The organism is Mesorhizobium sp. M0106 (assembly GCF_040322715.1).
In the GTDB taxonomy this organism is placed as follows: domain Bacteria; phylum Pseudomonadota; class Alphaproteobacteria; order Rhizobiales; family Rhizobiaceae; genus Mesorhizobium.
Genome location: NZ_JAMYUA010000026.1, coordinates 13,414 through 31,677, shown reverse-complemented (window position 1 = coordinate 31,677; position 18,264 = coordinate 13,414). Strand labels below are relative to the sequence as shown.

Annotated in this window: 20 protein-coding genes and 3 pseudogenes; 11 read left to right on the top strand and 12 right to left on the bottom strand. The window is 63.1% G+C overall.

The window, feature by feature from the left end; translation table 11 throughout:
• Positions 1-92 precede the first annotated feature (92 nt).
• Entirely contained in the window at positions 93-767 is a 675-nt protein-coding gene (locus NKJ55_RS23015) for an ArsR/SmtB family transcription factor (RefSeq protein ID WP_352451860.1), read from the bottom strand.
• Positions 768-836: 69 nt separating this feature from the next.
• Here NKJ55_RS23015 and NKJ55_RS23010 point away from each other — a divergent pair, with 69 nt between their 5' ends.
• From NKJ55_RS23010 to NKJ55_RS23000, 3 genes are all read left to right on the top strand, one after another.
• Entirely contained in the window at positions 837-1,052 is a 216-nt protein-coding gene (locus NKJ55_RS23010) for a DUF1127 domain-containing protein (protein WP_352451859.1), read from the top strand.
• Between the two features lie 96 nt (positions 1,053-1,148).
• Positions 1,149-1,481, top strand: a complete 333-nt coding sequence (locus NKJ55_RS23005) for an NIPSNAP family protein (protein WP_352451858.1) — start codon at positions 1,149-1,151, stop codon at positions 1,479-1,481.
• A complete protein-coding gene (locus tag NKJ55_RS23000; protein WP_352451857.1) occupies positions 1,478-1,822 on the top strand; it encodes an antibiotic biosynthesis monooxygenase family protein in 345 nt (114 codons plus the stop codon). The genes NKJ55_RS23005 and NKJ55_RS23000 overlap by 4 nt, the downstream gene beginning before the upstream one ends.
• Before the next feature lie 5 nt (positions 1,823-1,827).
• Here NKJ55_RS23000 and mbfA read toward each other — a convergent pair whose 3' ends face one another.
• Positions 1,828-2,811, bottom strand: a complete 984-nt coding sequence (gene mbfA / locus NKJ55_RS22995) for an iron exporter MbfA (RefSeq protein WP_352451856.1) — start codon at positions 2,809-2,811, stop codon at positions 1,828-1,830.
• Between the two features lie 178 nt (positions 2,812-2,989).
• Here mbfA and NKJ55_RS22990 point away from each other — a divergent pair, with 178 nt between their 5' ends.
• From NKJ55_RS22990 to NKJ55_RS22980, 3 genes and pseudogenes are all read left to right on the top strand, one after another.
• A complete protein-coding gene (locus tag NKJ55_RS22990) occupies positions 2,990-3,307 on the top strand; it encodes a hypothetical protein (protein WP_352451855.1) in 318 nt (105 codons plus the stop codon).
• Positions 3,308-3,502: 195 nt separating this feature from the next.
• Positions 3,503-4,480: a threonine/serine dehydratase family protein gene (locus NKJ55_RS22985; protein ID WP_352451854.1), complete on the top strand. Its 978-nt coding sequence runs from the start codon at positions 3,503-3,505 to the stop codon at positions 4,478-4,480.
• Positions 4,481-4,572: 92 nt separating this feature from the next.
• Positions 4,573-5,221, top strand: a pseudogene (locus NKJ55_RS22980) (glutathione S-transferase family protein).
• Positions 5,222-5,257: 36 nt separating this feature from the next.
• Here NKJ55_RS22980 and NKJ55_RS22975 read toward each other — a convergent pair.
• Genes NKJ55_RS22975 through NKJ55_RS22960 form a run of 4 tightly spaced genes read right to left on the bottom strand, consistent with a single transcriptional unit; the run spans position 5,258 to position 8,986 of the window.
• The gene (locus NKJ55_RS22975; protein ID WP_352451917.1) at positions 5,258-6,394 is read right to left on the bottom strand and encodes an ABC transporter permease; all 1,137 of its coding nucleotides are present in this window, start codon (positions 6,392-6,394) and stop codon (positions 5,258-5,260) included.
• A gap of 8 nt (positions 6,395-6,402) precedes the next feature.
• Complete coding sequence (locus NKJ55_RS22970) at positions 6,403-7,323, bottom strand: ABC transporter ATP-binding protein (protein WP_352451853.1); 921 nt, start codon at positions 7,321-7,323, stop codon at positions 6,403-6,405.
• Positions 7,320-8,273 carry an HlyD family secretion protein gene (locus NKJ55_RS22965; RefSeq protein ID WP_352451852.1) on the bottom strand — a complete coding sequence of 318 codons (954 nt, stop codon included), beginning with the start codon at positions 8,271-8,273 and terminating at the stop codon, positions 7,320-7,322. Before NKJ55_RS22965 ends, NKJ55_RS22970 begins: the two co-directional genes overlap by 4 nt.
• Positions 8,270-8,986: a CerR family C-terminal domain-containing protein gene (locus tag NKJ55_RS22960; RefSeq protein ID WP_352451915.1), complete on the bottom strand. Its 717-nt coding sequence runs from the start codon at positions 8,984-8,986 to the stop codon at positions 8,270-8,272. The genes NKJ55_RS22965 and NKJ55_RS22960 overlap by 4 nt, the downstream gene beginning before the upstream one ends.
• An 88-nt stretch (positions 8,987-9,074) precedes the next feature.
• On the opposite strand from NKJ55_RS22960, the gene NKJ55_RS22955 reads away from it, so the two are divergent.
• From NKJ55_RS22955 to NKJ55_RS22945, 3 genes and pseudogenes are all read left to right on the top strand, one after another.
• A complete protein-coding gene (locus NKJ55_RS22955; RefSeq protein WP_023679010.1) occupies positions 9,075-9,548 on the top strand; it encodes a CYTH domain-containing protein in 474 nt (157 codons plus the stop codon).
• Positions 9,545-10,486: a CHAD domain-containing protein gene (locus tag NKJ55_RS22950; protein ID WP_352451851.1), complete on the top strand. Its 942-nt coding sequence runs from the start codon at positions 9,545-9,547 to the stop codon at positions 10,484-10,486. Before NKJ55_RS22955 ends, NKJ55_RS22950 begins: the two co-directional genes overlap by 4 nt.
• Before the next feature lie 41 nt (positions 10,487-10,527).
• Positions 10,528-11,324 (top strand): annotated as a pseudogene (locus NKJ55_RS22945) (C40 family peptidase).
• Positions 11,325-11,422: 98 nt separating this feature from the next.
• Here NKJ55_RS22945 and NKJ55_RS22940 read toward each other — a convergent pair.
• Complete coding sequence (locus NKJ55_RS22940; RefSeq protein WP_352451850.1) at positions 11,423-12,226, bottom strand: helix-turn-helix domain-containing protein; 804 nt, start codon at positions 12,224-12,226, stop codon at positions 11,423-11,425.
• Between the two features lie 115 nt (positions 12,227-12,341).
• On the opposite strand from NKJ55_RS22940, the gene NKJ55_RS22935 reads away from it, so the two are divergent.
• Positions 12,342-13,202 carry an SMP-30/gluconolactonase/LRE family protein gene (locus NKJ55_RS22935; protein ID WP_352451849.1) on the top strand — a complete coding sequence of 287 codons (861 nt, stop codon included), beginning with the start codon at positions 12,342-12,344 and terminating at the stop codon, positions 13,200-13,202.
• Positions 13,203-13,238: 36 nt separating this feature from the next.
• Here the strand turns inward: NKJ55_RS22935 and NKJ55_RS22930 are convergent.
• From NKJ55_RS22930 to NKJ55_RS22920, 3 genes and pseudogenes are all read right to left on the bottom strand, one after another.
• Positions 13,239-13,463: pseudogene (locus NKJ55_RS22930) on the bottom strand (sodium-independent anion transporter); the annotation flags it as partial.
• A gap of 259 nt (positions 13,464-13,722) precedes the next feature.
• Positions 13,723-14,424 carry a phosphatase PAP2 family protein gene (locus NKJ55_RS22925; RefSeq protein ID WP_352451848.1) on the bottom strand — a complete coding sequence of 234 codons (702 nt, stop codon included), beginning with the start codon at positions 14,422-14,424 and terminating at the stop codon, positions 13,723-13,725.
• 14 nt (positions 14,425-14,438) lie between these two features.
• Positions 14,439-14,777, bottom strand: a complete 339-nt coding sequence (locus tag NKJ55_RS22920; RefSeq protein WP_023679017.1) for a hypothetical protein — start codon at positions 14,775-14,777, stop codon at positions 14,439-14,441.
• A 200-nt stretch (positions 14,778-14,977) separates the two neighbouring features.
• Between NKJ55_RS22920 and NKJ55_RS22915 the strand changes: the two genes are divergently transcribed.
• The gene (locus NKJ55_RS22915) at positions 14,978-16,969 is read left to right on the top strand and encodes a PhoX family protein (protein ID WP_352451847.1); all 1,992 of its coding nucleotides are present in this window, start codon (positions 14,978-14,980) and stop codon (positions 16,967-16,969) included.
• Positions 16,970-17,070: 101 nt separating this feature from the next.
• Here NKJ55_RS22915 and NKJ55_RS22910 read toward each other — a convergent pair whose 3' ends face one another.
• Both NKJ55_RS22910 and NKJ55_RS22905 read right to left on the bottom strand, forming a co-directional pair.
• Entirely contained in the window at positions 17,071-17,751 is a 681-nt protein-coding gene (locus tag NKJ55_RS22910) for a GNAT family N-acetyltransferase (protein ID WP_352451846.1), read from the bottom strand.
• Complete coding sequence (locus tag NKJ55_RS22905) at positions 17,748-18,239, bottom strand: MarR family winged helix-turn-helix transcriptional regulator (protein WP_352451845.1); 492 nt, start codon at positions 18,237-18,239, stop codon at positions 17,748-17,750. Before NKJ55_RS22905 ends, NKJ55_RS22910 begins: the two co-directional genes overlap by 4 nt.
• Positions 18,240-18,264 lie beyond the last annotated feature (25 nt).

Sequence of the window (18,264 nt, the reverse complement as noted above, 5' to 3'; positions counted from 1 at the left end):
TTTGCGACAACGACATGCTTCAAAACAAAAAGATACAGCGGTTCGGCGTTTCCGTGAAACGACGAACCGTTCTAGCGCATTGAAGCGAGCCGTCAGGCGAGAAACGTCGTCTCGAAGGCCTGCTTGCCTACCGGTGAAAAGATCACGGCACGGCTGTCCTTCTCGCGCCGCGCCCATTTCTCGGCGAGGATCTTGTCGAGAATGGCGGCGCCCAGCGTGCCGGCGAGGTGCGAACGCCGCACGCTCCAGTCGAGGCAGGCGCGGCACACCGGTCGCCGCGCTTTGGTATGGATGTCCATGCCGATCGCGGCGAAATGCGAGGCGGCCGACGGCCCAAGCTGGATCACCTTGTCGTCGCGCAGGAGCACTTGTCGAGCCACAAGACGGTCCAGCATCGCCACCGCCCGCTCGCCGGCGAGGTGATCGTAGCAGACCCGCGCCACGCGCATGGCCGCGTCGCGAGGGCCGGGTCGCACCCTCTGCGGTCCGACCGCAGCGGCAACGCCGGTGATGGCTTCGATCATTCCCGCCACCTGCGGGCCGGCGAGGCCGTAATAGCGGTGCCGCCCCTGGCTCGCCAGTGTCAGCAGCCCGCCTTCCATCAGCTTCGACAGATGCGAGCTCGCTGTCGGAAGCGACACCCCGGCTTCGAGTGCCAGTTCGCTCGCCGTCAGTGCCGTGCCGCCCATCAATACGGACAGCATGTTTGCCCGCGCCGGATCGCCCACCAGGCTGGCAATGCGGGCTATGTCAGGTCCTTCGCGCATAGTTCGTTCCTCATCGAAGCATCCTCGTCAGATAAAGCATTAGTCTCGATGCAAATCAAGGAGACAACGATGCCTGCAAGGACCATTCTCAGCGCCGCGCCTGCTCGCCGGCCGTTCCCGTTCATTGTCTTGCGCCGCTTGCGGCTGCGGCTCCTGAAGCAGTGGTACGACCGTCATTTGCAGCGTCTCGACCTCGCCGAGATTGACGATCATCTGCTGCGTGACCTTGGCCTGACACCTGAAGACGTCCGCCGCGAATGCGCGAAATCGTTCTGGCAGGCATGATCAGCGAGGGATTTGCCTAGCATATCGATCTTCGGAACGTTTCGATCCGGCTCGAACTGTGACCGCAAGAAAACATCCACCGCCAAGGAGGCGAAAATGACCATCACCTGCTTCATCCGCTACGAGATCGATCCGTTCGGCAAGGCGGCATTCGAGGAATATGCACGCAATTGGGGGCAGGCGATCCCGCGCTGCGGCGCCGATCTGGTCGGCTATTTCGCGCCGCACGAAGGCTCGGCCACCACGGCTTATGCCGCCTACAACATCGACAGTCTTGCGGCCTACGAAGCCTACCGCGCCCGGCTCGCCGCCGATCCCGCCGGCAAGGCGAACTACGAGTTCGCCCGACGGGAAAAATTCATTCTGAAGGAGGACCGCATCTTCCTCAAGCTGGCCTCCGGGCCGCATGCTCCTTTGGTGAAGCCATGATCGCCGTCATCTTCGAGGTCGAGCCGGCGGCGGGCAAGCGCGATGCCTATCTCGGCATCGCCGCCGACCTGCGCCCACTGCTCGACGGCATCGACGGTTTCCTGTCGATCGAGCGCTTCCAGAGCCTTGCCGATCCGAACCGCATCCTGTCGCTGTCCTTCTGGCGCGACGAGGACGCGGTGAAGACCTGGCGCAACACGCAGGAACACCGGCAGGCGCAAAAGGCCGGCCGCGGCGGTATCTTTGCCGGCTACCGTTTGCGCATCGCCCAAGTCGTGCGCGACTATGGCCTCACCGAACGCGCCGAGACGCCGGCGGACAGCAGAATGGTGAATGGATAGGGCAGTTACGCATTGCCTATCAGCACCCCTGCCGCAAACACCAGCGCGCCACCCAGCACCACCTGGAAGGCGGCGCGCCAGAATGGCGTCTGCATGTAGCGGTTCTGCACGAAGGCGATCGCCCACAGCTCGAAGAAAACCACCACGGCGGCGACAATGGTCGCCGTCCAAAAAAGCGGGATTAGATAGGGCAGCGCATGGCCGAGCCCGCCCAGCGTCGTCATGACGCCGACGGTCAGCCCGCGTTTTGCCGGCGAGCCGCGGCCCGATAATTTGCCGTCGTCGGAAGCCACCTCGGTGAAACCCATCGAGATGCCAGCGCCGATCGAGGCGGCAAGCCCGACCAGAAAGGTCTGGAACGTATCATGCGTGGCAAAGGCGGCGGCAAAGATCGGCGCCAGCGTCGACACCGAGCCATCCATCAGCCCGGCCAGCCCCGGTTGGACATAGGTCAGGATGAACTGGCGCTGCTCGGCTGCCGTTTCTTCGTCCTTGACCGCGCCCGGCACATGCTTTTGCTCCAGCCGCTGCGCCAGTGTCTCGTGGCCCTGTTCTGCGATCGCCAGGTCGTCGAGCAGCTTTCGCGTCGACGCATCGCCTGTGCGTTTGGCCGCCTCGATATAGAACAGGTAGGCCTGCCTCTCCATGGCCTCGGCTTGGCTGCGCACATGATCGATGCCGAGCGGCCTCACCAGCCAGTCCGGCTTGCGCTCGTAATAGCCCTTCACATGTTCGCGCCGGATCAGCGGTATGCGCTCGCCGAAGCGCTTGCGGTAAAGCTCGATCAGCGAATCGCGATGGCCGTCCTCCTCCTCCGCCATCTCCTCGAACACCTTGGCCGATTGCGGAAAGCTCTCCGCCAGCCCGTCGGCATAGGCGCGATAGATGCGCCCGTCATCCTCCTCGGAGGAGATGGCGAGCGCCAGGATCTCCTGTTCCGAGAGCGATTCGAAGGGACGGCGGCCGAAGCCGAAAACGCGGGAAAGCATGAGAAATTCACCCTAGTTTAGAATAGTTCTAAACTATGGCTTCGCGCGTCGCCGGTCAATCGTGTGCGCTCCACTCGTCTGCTCAAAAGTATCGACTTCGAAACCGAACGAGGCATCGTTGCTATCGGCAAACGTTCACCTATATAATCGAATCTGAACCAAGAGAAAGGAACCGCAGATGCTGGAAAAACAGCAGCCGTTTGACCCCAAGCCGGTTCTCGACCTGATCGCTAACATCGAGGCGGACTTGCAGCGCCTGAAAGGGTTGGTCGAGCAGCAGGTCGAAAAATTTGATCCCGCCAATCCGCATAACAAGGCTCCCGACGGCAAGTTGACCGAGGAGGGCGTCGAGTGCTGCTATCGCCTGTTCGACGAGGGAAAGTCGCGCTATTCGGTTGCTCAGCAGATGAAGATCTCCTTCGCCGCTGCCACCCATCGCTTCAACACCTGGCGCAAGATCGGCGGCCCCAAACGGCAAAAGACGCTGTTGGGGTGAGGGGCGGCCGGCAATGCCGGTAAATCGGCAGCGATTTGTCGAAATGACGAAGCATGGCGGAGGGCGGAGGAGAGGTGGGTGACAGTCACGCCCACTCCTGCTTCCAAGTCGAATTGTAACGGTCACATTTTTTCATTGGTGCGCGGCTTCCCTTTCCGTGCACATAGGCAGTCTCATCTCTTGCAGGACCCAGCCATGATCACCCCTCCCGGCATCGCCGATATTCACAGTGCAGCAGCGCGATTGTCCGGACTGATCGTCGAAACGCCGCTGATCGAATCGCCGGAGTTGAACAATCGCTTCGGCGCCAGGATCCTGTTCAAGCCGGAGACGTTGCAGCGCACCGGCTCGTTCAAGTTCCGCGGTGCATACAACAAGCTCTCCTCGCTCTCGGCGGAAGAACGCGCCCGCGGCGTCGTCGCCTTCTCGTCGGGTAATCACGCGCAAGGCGTTGCCGCCGCAGCGGCGATGTTCGGCGTCAAGGCCGTCATCGCCATGCCCGCCGATGCGCCGGCGATGAAAGTCAGCAATGTCAGGAAGATGGGCGCGGAAGTGATCACCTTCGACCGGGTCCGCGACGATCGCACTGCCGTCGTCCGTTCTTACGTGGAAAAGGGCATGGTCCTGGTGCCGCCCTACGACGATCCGGCCATCATCGCCGGCCAGGGCACGATCGGCCTCGAATTGATCCGCCAAGCAAGAGCGCTTGGCGTCAGCCTCGATGCGGTAGTGGTTCCCTGCGGCGGCGGCGGGTTGAGCAGCGGCATTTCGATCGCGGTCAAGGACGCCTCGCCGGGCACCGCCGTCTGGGCCGTGGAACCCGAGCATTTCGACGACACACGCCGCTCGCTGATCAAAGGCGCCAGGGTGTCGAACACGCCCGGCCACACCTCGATCTGCGATGCCCTTCTCGTCGCCGAGCCGGGCGCCATCACTTTCGAAATCAACCGCAAGAATCTCGCCGGCGCCATCGCCGTTTCCGACAAGGCGGTGGCACAGGCGATGCGCGATGCGATGGCTTGCTTGAAGCTGGTCGTCGAACCCGGCGGTTGCGTCGGCTTGGCCGCGCTGTCGTCAGGCGAGATCGACCTTGCCGGCAAATGCATTGCCGTGGTGCTCTCCGGCGGCAATGTCGATCTCAGCACCTATGCCGAGATCATTGCTGCTGGCTAGGATAGCAACCAGTTCCAGCTCATGTGCCGATTCGAGGTGCTCAAGCGTCCGTTGCGCCCAGCCGAACCTGTACCCTTCAAAGACTGAGATCAATGAAACTGTTCTTCAGCCGCAATCCCAATCCTCGCCTCGCGGTTGGCACGGTATCTCAACGCCAAGGTCGAGTTTGAATTCGCCTCTCCCCTCGCTCCGGGCCAGGCCGAGCGATTTCGGCCGCTCAATCCAAATCTTTCATTGCCCATCCTTATAGGTTCGGGAAAAAGCCTCTGGGAGGCCGACGCCATAGCCTGTCGGCTTTCGCGCGATATGCATTCGGATTTCTGGCGCGCTGGCGACGACGAGCCCGAGATGATCCGATGGCTGAGTTGGGGGAAAGAGAACTTCGCAAGAGCCTGCGATGTCGTGCATTTCGAACGCGGGACCAAACAGCGCTATGGGCTCGGCCCGATAGATCAGGCGCGGGTTGAGGAGGGCCTGAGCGACTTCCGCACGGCCGCTGCCATGCTTGATGCCGCGCTCTCCCAGCGAGAATGGCTGGTCGGCGCTTCGGTTTCCGATGCCGACTTTCGAATGGCGACGTTTCTGCCCTTCAACGATGTCGCCCGATTGCCGCTCGATGACTATCCCTCTGTCAGTCGCAGGTATCTTCAACTCGAAGAAATCGACGCCTGGCGCGATCCCTTCGAAGGGCTCGATGCGCCTGAATTGACACCGGTCCCGGGCCAGGCCAAGTCCGTGTAAATCTCGATCATTTGCACAAGCGGATCGAGTTCGACCCTAATCCAGCGTCCGGCGGAACCGCACCAGCGCAATACCGGCGAACAGCGCCACGAACACCAACAGCCAGCCGATTTCCGTTGCCACCGCCGGCAGCTCGGCGCCCTTCAGCATCACCGCGCGGATGATGCGCAGGAAATGCGTCAGCGGCAGCACCTCGCCGAAAACCTGCGCCCAGTCCGGCATGCCGCGATAGGGGAACATGAAGCCGGACAGCATGATCGACGGCAAGAAGAAGAAGAAGGTGAGCTGCAGGGCCTGCATTTGCGTGCGGGCGATCGTCGAGATCGTGTAGCCGAGCAGCACCAGCGCCAAGACGAAGATAAGGACCGCCGTCAACAGCAGCGACATCGACCCGGTGAAGGGGATGGCAAACAGAAGCTTCGAGGCTGCCAGCACCACCAGCACCTGCACGGCGCCGACCGCCAGATAGGGCAGCACCTTGCCCAGCATGATCTCGAGCGGGCTGGATGGCATCGCCAGAAGGTTCTCCATCGTGCCGCGCTCGGTCTCGCGCGTCAGCGCGATTGAGGTCATCATCACCATCGTCATCTGCAGGATGACGCCGAGCAGGCCGGGCACGATGTTGTATTGCGAGACGGCTTCCGGATTGTAGCGCCGGTGCACTACGACCTGGAGCTGGCCCCGGGCAGCTTCGGCCGCCGTCTCCTGCATGCCGCGTGCCCTGAGCAGCGCCTGGTTGGCGACGGTGCCGAGCGTCGAGATGGCGCCGCTGGCCACGGCCGGGTCGGTCGCATCCGCCTCGATCAGAATCTGCGGGCTATCGCCACGCTCGACCCGCCGGGCAAAATCGGCGGGAATGGTGACGACGAAGGCGACGTCGCCGCGCGCCATCAGGAATTCCGCCTCAGCGGCACTTTGCGCGACATGGTCGAAGCGGTAGTAGCCGGTGGTCTGCAGTGCCGAAACCATGGCTCGTGTGTAAGGATCGCTGCTCATCGCCACCAGCGCTGCCGGCAGGCTCTTCGGATCGTTGTTGATGGCATAGCCGAACAGCACCAGCTGCATCAACGGCACGCCGAGCATCATGGCGAAGGTGATGCGGTCGCGCCGCATCTGGATGAACTCCTTGATCAGCAGCGCGCCTAGCCTGGCGAACGAAAAGATGCTGTTTATCCCATTTTTCATCCCATATTGTCCTTCGAACCGGACATGAACTGGATGAACACATCCTCCAGGCTGGTCTCGCCGGGCGTCACCGTAACGCCCTCGTGCTCCTTTTCGACATCGGCGAGCGCTGCCTGAATTGCCGTCCTGTCGGAGCCGACGACATGCAGCGTCGCGCCGAACGGCGCCACCTGGTCGACGCCGGGGCGGCCATGAAGTGCGGCAGCGACCTGATCGAGCCGCGGCCCTTGCAGAACGAAGGTGGTCAGCCCGGCATTCCTCACCACGTCCTCGACCGTGCCGGTGGCCAGCATCTTGCCGTAGGAGATGTAGCTGATGCGATGGCAGCGCTCGGCCTCATCCATGTAATGGGTGGAGACCAGCACGGTCAGGCCGCCGCTCGCCAGCCGGTGGATCTCGTCCCAGAATTCGCGTCGCGCTTTCGGGTCGACGCCCGCCGTCGGTTCATCGAGCAGCAGCAGTTTCGGCTTGTGCATGATGCAGGCGGCCAGCGCCAGCCGCTGCTTCCAGCCGCCGGACAGGGTACCGGCCAACTGGTTCCTGCGCGATGTCAGGCCGAGCTCCTCAAGCGTCTTAGCCACGTGCCCGTCGAGCGGCTTCAGCCGGTACAGCCGTGCCACGAATTCGAGATTCTCGCCGATCGTCAGATCTTCGTAGAACGAGAATCTCTGCGTCATGTAGCCGACTTCGCGTTTGATCCGCAGGCTGTCGGTGCGGATGTCGAAGCCCAGAACCGTGCCTTCGCCCTCATCCGGCGTCAGCAAGCCGCACATGATGCGGATGGTCGTCGTCTTGCCCGAGCCGTTCGGCCCGAGGAAGCCGACGATCTCGCCCTCGGCCACAGCCATAGTCACATGATCGACGACGGTCTTGTCGCCGAAGCGCTTGACCAGGCCGTGCACGTCGATGACGTTCATTTTCTGATGTCCGCCACATCGACGTCGACGATCTGCCCGGGCTGCAATGCGCTGGCGTCGCCCTCCGGCCGCGCTTCGACCAGATAGACCAGCTTTTGCCGGGTCTCGAGCGAGTAGATCACCGGCGGCGTGAATTCCGGATCCGGCGACACGTAGCTGACGCGAGCCGTCACGCCCGATCCGCAGCCGTCGCAATGGACGTTGAGCAGCGTGCCGACATCGACCGAGGAGAACGCGCTTTCCGGCACATAGACGCTGAGCTTCACCGCGCCATCCGGCAGTATGGAGATGACCGGCGCGGTCGGCCCGGCCGTGTCGCCAGGATAGCGGATGACATCGTTGACCCGGCCGGGCGAGGGCGCCGTCAGCACGCGCTTCGACAGCCGCCATTGCGCTTGCTCCAGCGCCGACTGCGCCTGCCTGACCTGATTGTCGGCGGCCTTGATCGTCTCCGGCCGTGCCGGCAGGCCACCGACGGCGAGATTGGCCTCCGCCTGGCCGACCTGCGCGTTGGCCGTCTCCAGCGTCGCGGAAGCCGTGTCGTAGTCGGCCTGCGTGCCGGTGCCGCGTTTGAACAGATCGCTGGCGCGGATGTAACGGCGTTTGGCGTCGGCGGCTTGCGCCTTGGCCATGTCCACCTGCGCCTTGAGCACCGCAATCTCTTCCGGCCGCTTGCCGACCTGCAGGTCGGCAAGTTGCGCCTGGGCCTGCGCAAGGGCCGCCTCGGCTTGTGCGATGGCGATCTTGGCGTCGGCGTTTTCCAGCGTCACCACCGGCGTGCCGGGCGCGACGCGGTCGCCGCGCTTGACCGCAATCGTCTCGACCTGCGCCACCTCGATCGGCGCCAGCAGGACATAATCGCCCTCGACGTAGCCGACGGCGAGCGGTGCTGCCGGCGCGCAGGCGCTGAAAACCTGGGCGGCAAGCGGCAAAGAACAGAGCAGGCTCATGATCCACGATCCTTTCGGGCAGCCAAATCGCGCCGAGCCAAAATCGCGCTGAGATTATCCGTCACCACCGCCGCGATCTTTCCGGCCTCGTCATTGCCGATCTCGCGCCAGCCCATCCGGCGCATAACCGCCTCGCGGCCGATGCGGAAATAGACGACCTGGCCAATCAGCGTGAACACAGTGAGTTTTGTGCGCTCGCTCTCGGCCGGCTCGCCCGTCGCCTGTTCCCAGATCAGGCAGAGTCGGTGATGCGCCGGTTCGAACACGCCATCATAGATACGGTCGAGCGCGGCGGTTGGATGCGACAGCTCACGCAGGACGAACTGTACAATCTCGCCGGCTTCCGGCCTTGCCGCGATGAAGGCGACCATCCGCTCCAGTGCGACGGCCAAATGCGCCCGCGCGGCCTCGGTGTCCGCCAATGCCGCGGCCGGCGCTTGCAGATTGCCGATCGCTTGGCCGGCAACGATCTGGATGGTGTCGACGATGTAGTCGGCCGCCGCGTTGCGGAGCCCTTCCTTGCCGCCGAAATGATAGGCGATCGAGCCGATATTGGCCTTGGCCTCGGCCGCGATCTGGCGCGTTGACGTGCCGTCGAAACCCTGGCGTCCGAACAGCTTCAGCGCCGCGCGCACGAGTGCCGTCCGCGTCACATCCGCGGCGGTCTTGGGCGCCTCATGAGGAAGGCCGCTGGCGCTGGGCGATTTGATCATGGTCAACAATTTAATCAATCGAATGATTAAAGTCAAGTGCGGTCAAGCGGCTTGCCAACTCTGGCCGTGCGCGCTTTAGTGCCTGGCCATGGGCAAGGAAATCGAGCGTAAGTTCCTGGTCTCAGGTGAGGAATGGCGGGCAATGGTCGAGGCGGACATTCATATCCGTCAATTCTATCTAGTCGCCGAACCCAGCCGCACGGTGCGTGTGCGCATCAGCAACGATGCGGCCGCCAAGCTGACGCTCAAGTTCGGCAGCCAGGCACGCGAGCGCGATGAATTCGAATATCCGGTACCTTTGGCGGAGGCGCAGGAGATGCAGGCCTTTGCCATCGGACATGTCATCGAGAAGACACGCCACCATGTTAGACACCGCGGCTATCGCTACGAAGTCGATGTCTTCGGCGGGACGCTTGCGGGGTTGGTGATCGCCGAGCTCGAGACGCCGGATGATGTACAGGACGAAATGCTGCCACATTGGCTCGGCCGTGAAGTCACCGGCGAGCCAAGATTTTACAACGCGTCGCTCGCCCTTGGGGGGATTCCGGAGATCGTCGCATGAGCTTTCGTATCGATCCGCGCATGTCGCTGACCGGAGAGGTCAGGCGCATCCTCGCCGAGGAGATCGGCAAGGCGCTTGTCCATCTGGACGCCGCGCGTGACAGGCCCGAACAGGGGCTGCACAAATGCCGCAAACGGCTGAAGAACGTCCGCGCCTTGCTGCGTCTTGTCCGTTCCGGAGGCGAAACATTCTGCGTGACGGAGAATCAGTGCTACCGCCAGGTGGCGGCCCTGCTTGCCGGCCCGCGCGAGGCGACCGCACTGGTGGAAACAATCGACCGGCTGGCGGCAAGCTTTTCCGAGCAAAGTGCCGGCGATGGCCTCGGTGCCGTGCGTGACAGGCTCGTCGCGCGCCAGCATGAACTGCATGGCGGAGCAGGCCTCGATGCTGCGATAGGCGCGGCGATTTCCGTTTGCGAGGAAGGTGTCGCCCGGATCGACAAGCTCGCTCTGCCCGACCAGCCGGAGCAGGCTGCCGACGTGCTCGCCGAAGGCGCGCGCACCACTTTGCGCCGCGCCAGGAAAGCGCTGGACAAGGCGGCTTCGCGCGGCGAAGCCGATGACTTTCACGATCTGCGCAAGGCGGCCAAGACGCATGGCATGCACCTGTCGCTGCTCGGCAGGCTGTGGCCGACGCCGATCAAGACGCGGCGCAAGGCCGTCAACGAGTTGGGCGAGCGGCTTGGCGAGCTGCACGATGTGTTCGTCATGCGCGCGCTTCTAGATGCCGAGGACCAGCCGCTCGGTCCTGCTGAAGAGACGCGGTTGCTTGCCAAGCTGCTGAAGCGTTCGGAAAAGAGCCTGAAAAAGACCTGCCTCGCCGAGGCGGTCGAGCTTTTCGGCGACAGCCCGAAGCGCTCGACGAGGAAGCTCGCCCGTAAGGCGCGCGAAGATCTCACAGTTGCGCACCAAGACGCCGGCACGCCTGGCGTGGGCTGATCATGGTCTAACTTGCCGCCCTGTGGTAATCGCCGTCTGGCATGACCGAGCCCGGCGACACGCTTCTGGACCGACTGGCCGCTGGCTTGCCGGCCGGCTGCAGGAGGAATCGTCCGGCTACTAGCCTTACACGCCGTCGGACGCCGAAACGTTGCGCCGCACGCTCGAGCCCGGCGACATCCTGCTCATCGAAGGCAACCAGAAGATCTCGGCGGCGATCAAATACCTCACCCAGTCGACCTGGTCGCATGCCGCCTTCTATGTCGGCGATGCATTACCGGAGCCGGAGGACGGATCGGAGCGGCGGCGCCTGATCGAGGTCACGCTCGGCGATGGCTGCATCGCCGTGCCGCTGTCGCGCTATCGCAGCTACAACACCCGCATCTGCCGTGCGAGTGGCCTGGCTCCGGATGACCGCGAAGCGGTCGTCGCGTTCATGATCGGCAGGCTCGGTTTCAGATACGATCTCAAGAACATATTCGACATGCTGCGCTACTTCTTGCCGACGCCGCCGGTGCCGGTGCGCTGGCGCCGCCGCATGCTGGCTTTCGGTTCCGGCGACCCGACGCGCGCCATCTGCTCGTCGCTGATCGCCGAGGCGTATGGCCTGATCCGCTACCCGATCCTGCCGGAGATTACCCGGGCGCCTGGCCGTGCCTCGGCCCAATCGAGCTATTCGCGCAGGGAAATCCTGCACATCCGCCATCACTCGCTCTACACGCCGCGCGATTTCGACCTGTCGCCCTATTTCCGTATTGTCAAGCCGACGCTGGAATACGGCTTCGACTACCGGCAGATGGTCTGGGATGACAAGGTCGCGAACAAGACCGCCGAATAGCCGCTCGATCTTGTGTTTGCGGCCGATACTCAGGGGTAAGAAGCTCAGTCAGACTGGCTGCCGCCAACAGCCCGGACTCGGTCGTTCTGCATTTTGACCTAGGCCGGCAGACGTCGTCCGTTTGCGGCAGCCGCAACTCGATCGTCGGTCCGTGCGCCTGCGTCGCGCGGATGCGGCCCGATCGGCATGATCACCGGGAACGGCGTTGCGCCGAACGCAAACGTCCATTTGTAGCCGACCAGTCGGTCTTCAGGCGTCGTGTGCTGGTCGTGATGAGCAAGCAATTTGGCGCGCTCCGCCAATTCCTCCGCCTCGCGCCTGACCATTTCCGCCGTTTCCGGCCGCATCCGCCTGGAGAAGCTGACGAACGTCGACTCGCGCTCAAGATGGGTGATGGCCCAGCCGATGAAATTCTTGTTGGTCGTCTCGAACAGCGGCCGCAATGGCCCCTCGAAATTCCACTGGATCGGCGCCTCGATCAGCAGCCTTGCCGACAGGCCGCGACCGAGCGCGACCAGGCCGAGTTCCTCGAGCTCGCGCAGATAGAGGAACATCGAAGCCTCGCTCAGCCCTTGTGAGCGCATGATGCCTTCGGGCGTGAATTTCTCGGAAAGCATGACAAAGACGAACAGCAGTGCCGGCCGCCCGGCGAGCTTGCGCTCGATCTCCGGCGCGATCTGGTTGGCGGGTCCTGGTCCTCTGTTCATAGAGCCGAGCACGTTCTCCAACTCTACGCCGGCGGCAGTGCAGATCTCCATCAGCCGGTCGAGCTTGCAGTTGCGCTCGTGGAAGATGCGCTTCACCGTCGGCTCGGAAACACCCATCCGCTCGGCAAGGACGCGATAGGTGATGCCCTTTGCCTTAAGCGTCCGCTTCAGCGCTTCGAAGATCAGGCCGTTCATGGGATGCACCTCTTTTGCACGATTTGGTATCAGCCTTCGGTACTAGTCCTGATAGCTCTTCCCGAAAAGTATCGAAAGGCCTAGCTCTCCGCCAGTCCATTACAGGAGACTAGCCATGAAGAGCCTCTTCACCTCGATACTTCTCGCCCTGGTCGGCATCGCGGCCGCGCCGGCAGTTCAGGCCGCTGAACTCTGGCGCACCGGCGGCCTCGAGCAGCCTGAATCGGCGCTGTTCGACGCCGCCGGCCAGCGCGTTGTCGTCTCGAACATCGTCGGCAATCCCGGCGAAGCCGACGGCAACGGCTATCTGTCGATCCTGTCGATGGACGGCAAGCTAGTCACGCAACACTGGACCGACGGCATGGACGCGCCCAAGGGCATGGCGATTGTCGGCGGCAAACTCTACGTCGCCGACCTCACCCATGTGCGCGTCGTCGATCTCGCAAGCGGCAAGCTAACATCGACGATCGACGTGCCGAACGCGGTCTTCCTCAACGACGTGACCGCCGACGCGTCCGGCAAGATCTATGTCACGGATATGCTTGCCGATACGATCTATCGCATCGACGGCGACCGGCCCGAACTGTTCGTCAGGGATGCGGCGCTTGCTTCGCCGAATGGCATCTTCGCCGATGGCGGCCGGCTGATCGTCGCTTCCTGGGGCAAGGGCATCAAGCCCGACTTCAGCACCGCGGAGCCGGGCGGCCTGCTCTCGGTCGATCTTGCCACCAAGGCCGTTTCGCCACTGCCCGGCGCGGAAAAATTTGCCAACCTCGATGGCGTCGTTGCCATCGGCGGCAGCATCTACGCCACCGCGTATATGACCGGCACGCTCTACCGCTACAAAGCCGGCGGCACGCCGCAAGCGGTTGCGACGTTCAAGCCGGGCAGCGCCGACATCGGCACCGACGGCAAGTCGACAATCTTCGTGCCGCTGATGAACGACGGCGAGATAGCGGCATTGGGCCTCGACTAAGCCAGCCATCGGCTCAGGCGGCGGGCGCGGCTTTCTTCAGCTGCGCCCGCGATCCGTGATCGAGGCGGTATAAGTCACCAGCGGCCGCTTGACGCCGTGGTTGATCAGCATGCGGCGTATCTGCGGCGAAGCGCCTGATATAATGAAGCGAACGCCGGCGCGGCTCGCCTTGTGGGCCGCACCCTCGATGACATTGGCCGCCGTTGAATCGAAGAACGGCATCGCCGAACAGTCGAGGATGAAGTTCCTGCGCTGGCGCGGTCGGCGACGTCTTCCTGCACCAAGGATTGATGGTCTGCCTCCAAACATGCAGCACTCTTTGCCAGCCGATGCACTGTGATGCTACAAACCTCGGCATCGTTTGGCGGGACATCCACTGCGATCCCGATTTCACAGGCACGACTTCAAAAGGATGAGCGGGTGAAGATATTCAAAGCGTTGGCAACCTCGACAGCCTTGCTGTCGATGGTTTTCCTGCTGGCAGGCTGCGGTCATGGCCTGATCAACAGGCTGATTTGAGTCAGGTGCCGTCGGCCCGCCCAAGCCATCGCTGCAGGAACCGTGCCGCAAGCCAGCACAGCATCGCCCAGGCAAAGCCGGCGCACCAGCCGGCCAATACGTCGGACGGCCAGTGGACGCCGAGATAGATGCGGCTGATGCCGACCACCACTGTCGTCAGCACCGCCAGCCCGAGTACATAGATCTTCGTTGTGCGCCCGGGCAAAACCCGCGCCGCCATGCTGCCCAGCGTCAAATACGTCACCGCCGACAGCATGGCGTGGCCGCTCGGAAACGAAAGCGATGCCACATCGGCGAGATGCGAGACCAGATCGGGGCGCGGCCGGTCGATATCGAATTTCAGCACGCTTGACAGGAGCTGGCCGCCCGCTACCGCGACGAACATGAGAAGCGCCGCGCCTGGCCTGCGGATAAGAAGCAGATAGACGATCATTGCTGCCGTGATCAGCAGCAGTACGCTGGCGCTGCCGAGGCTGGTGATGTCGCGCATCGCCCCTTCCAGCCACGCCGGTCCGATCGGATTGTCGGGCTGGCCGGCCTTGCGGAAGGCAAGCAGGATTTCGGTGTCGAAGGCATGCGGCGTGGTCGCCCGCGCCAGCTCCATCAGCTCCTCGAACCCCCACAGCCCGCCGGCAATGACCAGCCCGGCCAGCAGAACCGGGAACTCCAGCCAGTTGGGCAGTCTGCTTGCAATCTTCTTCATCGGCCCGATCGCAGTTACAGCCTTTGCAGATAGGGCCCGAGCGTGATCAGCGCCACAGCTGCGATGGCAAGCACGATGCCGGTTGCCTGCAAGGCATTGACGCGCTCGCCGAAGAAGACCAGCGCCACCACATTCACCGACACCAGCTGGATCACCGCCGACAGGCTGAACGACACCGACATGCCGAATTCACGGATCAGCCTCAGCATGATCAGATTGCCCAGCGAATAGAGCGCCAACGTCAGCACAATCTTGCCGAGGCTCGGCGCCAGCCCCCACTGTTTTGCGGCCATCGCCGCCAGCAGGAAGATCACCGTCGAAACGCAGAGCTGCCCAAGTCCCCAGAAACTCACTTTTGTTCCTCCCGATGCGGTCCCTACCGCCTGCCGCAGCTCTTGTTTCCGAAGCGCCGGTCGCGGTCAAGCGGGGCCGATGTTGGATACGAAATCGCAGGTGGCAATTAGCCGGCATGTCATCAAACTGTGACCTGCCGGTAATACCGGATTGGCCAGGCAACACGCTCCAGCAATCCATCCAGCCAGAGGCAGGCCCTATGACCGAACATCGCACCCCTGACGCCCATTTCCGCACCAGCCTGCTCGAGGAAAACGATGGGCCAGGAGCCAATCCCACCGACAACCGCACCATGGGTGAGATCATCGCCGCGCGGTTCTCACGCCGCGGCTTCCTCAAGGGTTCGCTTGCCGTCTCGGCCATAGCCGCTACCGTCAGCCCGCTGGCGCTGATCACCGCCGACAATGCCCGCGCCGCCGAAGGCTCCGCCTTCGCTTTTGACGAGCTCGAGGCCGGCATCGACGACAAGCATCACGTCGCACCCGGCTATGACGCCGATGTACTGCTGCGCTGGGGCGATCCGCTGTTCGCCGATTCGCCGGAATTCGATCCGACAAAACAGTCGGCGGAAGCCCAGGCCAGACAATTCGGCTACAACAACGACTATGTCGGCTATATCCCGATCGACGGCTCGGCCGAGCACGGCCTGCTGGTGGTCAACCACGAATACACCAATCCGCACCTGATGTTTCCGGGCCTCGTCACCATCATCGACGGCAAGGCCAAGCAGGCGCCCCTCAGCAAGGAACAAGTCGACGTCGAGATGACGGCGCATGGCGGCACTATCGTCGAGATACGCAAGGTATCAGGCAAATGGCAGGTCGTTCGCGACGGCAAGCTCAACCGCCGCATCACCTCCAACACCGAGATCGCGCTCTCCGGCCCGGTCGCCGGCCACGACCGCGTCAAGACCAGCGCCGATCCGACCGGCACGAAAATCATCGGCACCATCAACAATTGCGCCGGCGGCGTCACGCCATGGGGCACCTATGTCATGGCCGAGGAGAACATCCACGGCTATTTCTCGGGCGAGCTGCCGCAGGGGCATAAGGAAGCCGCCAATTACAAGCGCCTCGGCATTCCCGAAGGTGCCTATGAATGGGCAGCGCATTACGACCGTTTCGATATCGGCAAGGAGCCGAACGAGCCGAACCGCTTCGGCTGGATCGTCGAGGTCGACGTCCAGGATCCGACTTCGGCGCCGAGGAAGCGCACCGCGATGGGGCGCTTCAAGCATGAGGGCGCCGAATCGATCGTCGCCAAGGATGGCCGTGTCGTCTTCTATCTCGGCGACGACGAGCGCTTCGATTATGTCTATAAGTTCGTCACCACAGGCAAGTTCGATCCGGACGACCGCGCCGCCAACATGGATTTGCTCGACGACGGCACCTTGCATGTCGCCAAGTTTGCCGACGACGGTTCGGTCGAGTGGCTGCCGATCGTCTTCGGCCAGGGGCCGCTGACGGCGGAGAACGGCTTCGACAGCCAGGCCGACGTGCTGATCGAGACGCGCCGCGCCGCCGACCTGCTCGGCGCCACCAAGATGGACCGCCCGGAAGACATCCAGCCCAATGCCACCAACGGCAAGGTCTACGTCATGCTGACCAACAATTCGAAGCGCAAGGCCGACCAGGTCGACGCCGCCAACCCGCGTGCCGAGAACGCCTTTGGCCACATCATCGAGATCGTCGAGGACGGCGGTGATTTCACCGCGACAAAGGGTAGGTGGGAAATCCTGCTGAAATGCGGCGATCCCGCTGTGGCCGACGTCGGCGCCACCTTCTCGACCGCAACCACCGCCAATGGCTGGTTCGGCATGCCGGACAATTGCACGGTAGATTCGGCCGGCCGCCTCTGGGTCGCCACCGACGGCCAGGGCCCGAAAGCCACCGGCCGCACCGACGGTCTGTGGGCTGTCGATACGGAAGGGACGGCACGGGCGACATCAAAGCTGTTCTTCCGCGTGCCGATCGGCGCCGAAATGTGCGGTCCCCTGTTTGCGCCGGACGACCAGACCGCCTTCGTTGCCGTCCAGCATCCGGGCGACGGCGGCGAGGACTGGGAGGCTTTCGGCCGTCCGTCCTATTATGAGGATTTGTCGACGCGCTGGCCCGACTTCAAGCCGGACATGCCGGTGCGCCCGGCGGTCGTTGCCATCACCAGGCAAGGCGGCGGCAAGATCGCGGTCTGACACGCAGCAAGATCTTGCAGTCTCAAGGAAGGATTTCGGCCGTACGAAATCCTTCCTTCCGATACGGGATGAATCCATGCTGCGCATCATGCGCCGACTAATCATTCGGTGCGCTGAACCACGGCCACATTCATTGTGCTTCGCAACCTGAAGCCGATGGACTCGTATAACGCTATGGCCGCGGCGTTGCTGGCATAGGCGTGGAGATAGGGAACTTCGCCGCGCGCCACTATCCGGTTTGCCACGAATAGGGACAGCAGCTTTCCTAGGCCACCGCCGCGAAATTCCGGATGTGAGCACACCCCGCTGAGTTCGGTATAACCAGGTTGCTTCATGCGCTCGCCGGCCATTGCCGCAAGCCTGCCCTCGATTTTCACACCCCAAAAATCGCCCAGGCTCAAGGCTTCGAGCGTGAATGGGCCAGGCTTGGTGAGCAATGCCAGGGCGAGCATCTCAGCAGCATCGTCTCGGGTCAGACGATGCACGCGCGGGTCGGAGACGATCTGCAATGGCTGCTCGGCGATCATCTGAACCCCGGCTGCGGTCGAAGTCGCGGAAAGCCCCGTGGGCAGAGCAATCGCGTCCGCTTGAAGCAGGATCACACTCTCGCCCGGGGAGACAAGGTTTTCGAGCGCCCGCAGGCTTTCCGGGTCGTCCGCGCCAGTGGCGGCGAAAGGGACGATCGACGGCCGATATCGCATGGCGAGGTTGTCACCCTCCGCGAAGGCCCGATGTCGCGTCTGAAGCGCGCTCCAGATAGGGCGGTCGAGCAGATGTCTCATTGCGCGGCACCCTCAGGCTTATTTACACGACGGTCGAGAGGGGCAGCGGCGAGGCCGTCCTCGATGGCAGCCAGCTGCTCAAGAAGCGGCCCCGAAAAACCTGCGCACAAATCCGCGACCACGTTCTCGATGCAAGGCCAGACGTCGCGCTTTGCGACATCGACCAGCCGCCGGCCGTCCCGAGTAAGCGAGACGATCCTGCGCCGCTGGTCATCGTTCGACGGACTGACCTCGAGCAATCCCAATCCGGCCAGAAGCGAGACGGTTCGCGTCACACCCGGCTGCGCGATCCCAAGGGATTGCGCCAGTTCCCCGACCGGCAGTGGGCCCAGCCTGTCGAGCGCGGCCAGCAGCGGGTATTGGCTCGCCTGAACCGGGACATCCAGCCTGTCGAGCAGGCGCTGCGCCTCCGCTTGCAGTTGCTCGCCTATACGCTTCAGCCTGCTGCCCAGGCACAGGAAGCCAAGCGATCGTATGACGTCTTCCATAGGTCAATTTTCATCCCCGTGAACA

Coding starts and splice junctions, on each gene's coding strand:
- NKJ55_RS23015 (WP_352451860.1), bottom strand. CDS start 767: ATGCGCGAAGGACCTGACATAGCCCGCATTGCCAGCCTGGTGGGCGAT.
- NKJ55_RS23010 (WP_352451859.1), top strand. CDS start 837: ATGCCTGCAAGGACCATTCTCAGCGCCGCGCCTGCTCGCCGGCCGTTC.
- NKJ55_RS23005 (WP_352451858.1), top strand. CDS start 1,149: ATGACCATCACCTGCTTCATCCGCTACGAGATCGATCCGTTCGGCAAG.
- NKJ55_RS23000 (WP_352451857.1), top strand. CDS start 1,478: ATGATCGCCGTCATCTTCGAGGTCGAGCCGGCGGCGGGCAAGCGCGAT.
- mbfA (WP_352451856.1), bottom strand. CDS start 2,811: ATGCTTTCCCGCGTTTTCGGCTTCGGCCGCCGTCCCTTCGAATCGCTC.
- NKJ55_RS22990 (WP_352451855.1), top strand. CDS start 2,990: ATGCTGGAAAAACAGCAGCCGTTTGACCCCAAGCCGGTTCTCGACCTG.
- NKJ55_RS22985 (WP_352451854.1), top strand. CDS start 3,503: ATGATCACCCCTCCCGGCATCGCCGATATTCACAGTGCAGCAGCGCGA.
- NKJ55_RS22970 (WP_352451853.1), bottom strand. CDS start 7,323: ATGAACGTCATCGACGTGCACGGCCTGGTCAAGCGCTTCGGCGACAAG.
- NKJ55_RS22965 (WP_352451852.1), bottom strand. CDS start 8,273: ATGAGCCTGCTCTGTTCTTTGCCGCTTGCCGCCCAGGTTTTCAGCGCC.
- NKJ55_RS22960 (WP_352451915.1), bottom strand. CDS start 8,986: ATGATCAAATCGCCCAGCGCCAGCGGCCTTCCTCATGAGGCGCCCAAG.
- NKJ55_RS22955 (WP_023679010.1), top strand. CDS start 9,075: ATGGGCAAGGAAATCGAGCGTAAGTTCCTGGTCTCAGGTGAGGAATGG.
- NKJ55_RS22950 (WP_352451851.1), top strand. CDS start 9,545: ATGAGCTTTCGTATCGATCCGCGCATGTCGCTGACCGGAGAGGTCAGG.
- NKJ55_RS22940 (WP_352451850.1), bottom strand. CDS start 12,226: ATGAACGGCCTGATCTTCGAAGCGCTGAAGCGGACGCTTAAGGCAAAG.
- NKJ55_RS22935 (WP_352451849.1), top strand. CDS start 12,342: ATGAAGAGCCTCTTCACCTCGATACTTCTCGCCCTGGTCGGCATCGCG.
- NKJ55_RS22925 (WP_352451848.1), bottom strand. CDS start 14,424: ATGAAGAAGATTGCAAGCAGACTGCCCAACTGGCTGGAGTTCCCGGTT.
- NKJ55_RS22915 (WP_352451847.1), top strand. CDS start 14,978: ATGACCGAACATCGCACCCCTGACGCCCATTTCCGCACCAGCCTGCTC.
- NKJ55_RS22910 (WP_352451846.1), bottom strand. CDS start 17,751: ATGAGACATCTGCTCGACCGCCCTATCTGGAGCGCGCTTCAGACGCGA.
- NKJ55_RS22905 (WP_352451845.1), bottom strand. CDS start 18,239: ATGGAAGACGTCATACGATCGCTTGGCTTCCTGTGCCTGGGCAGCAGG.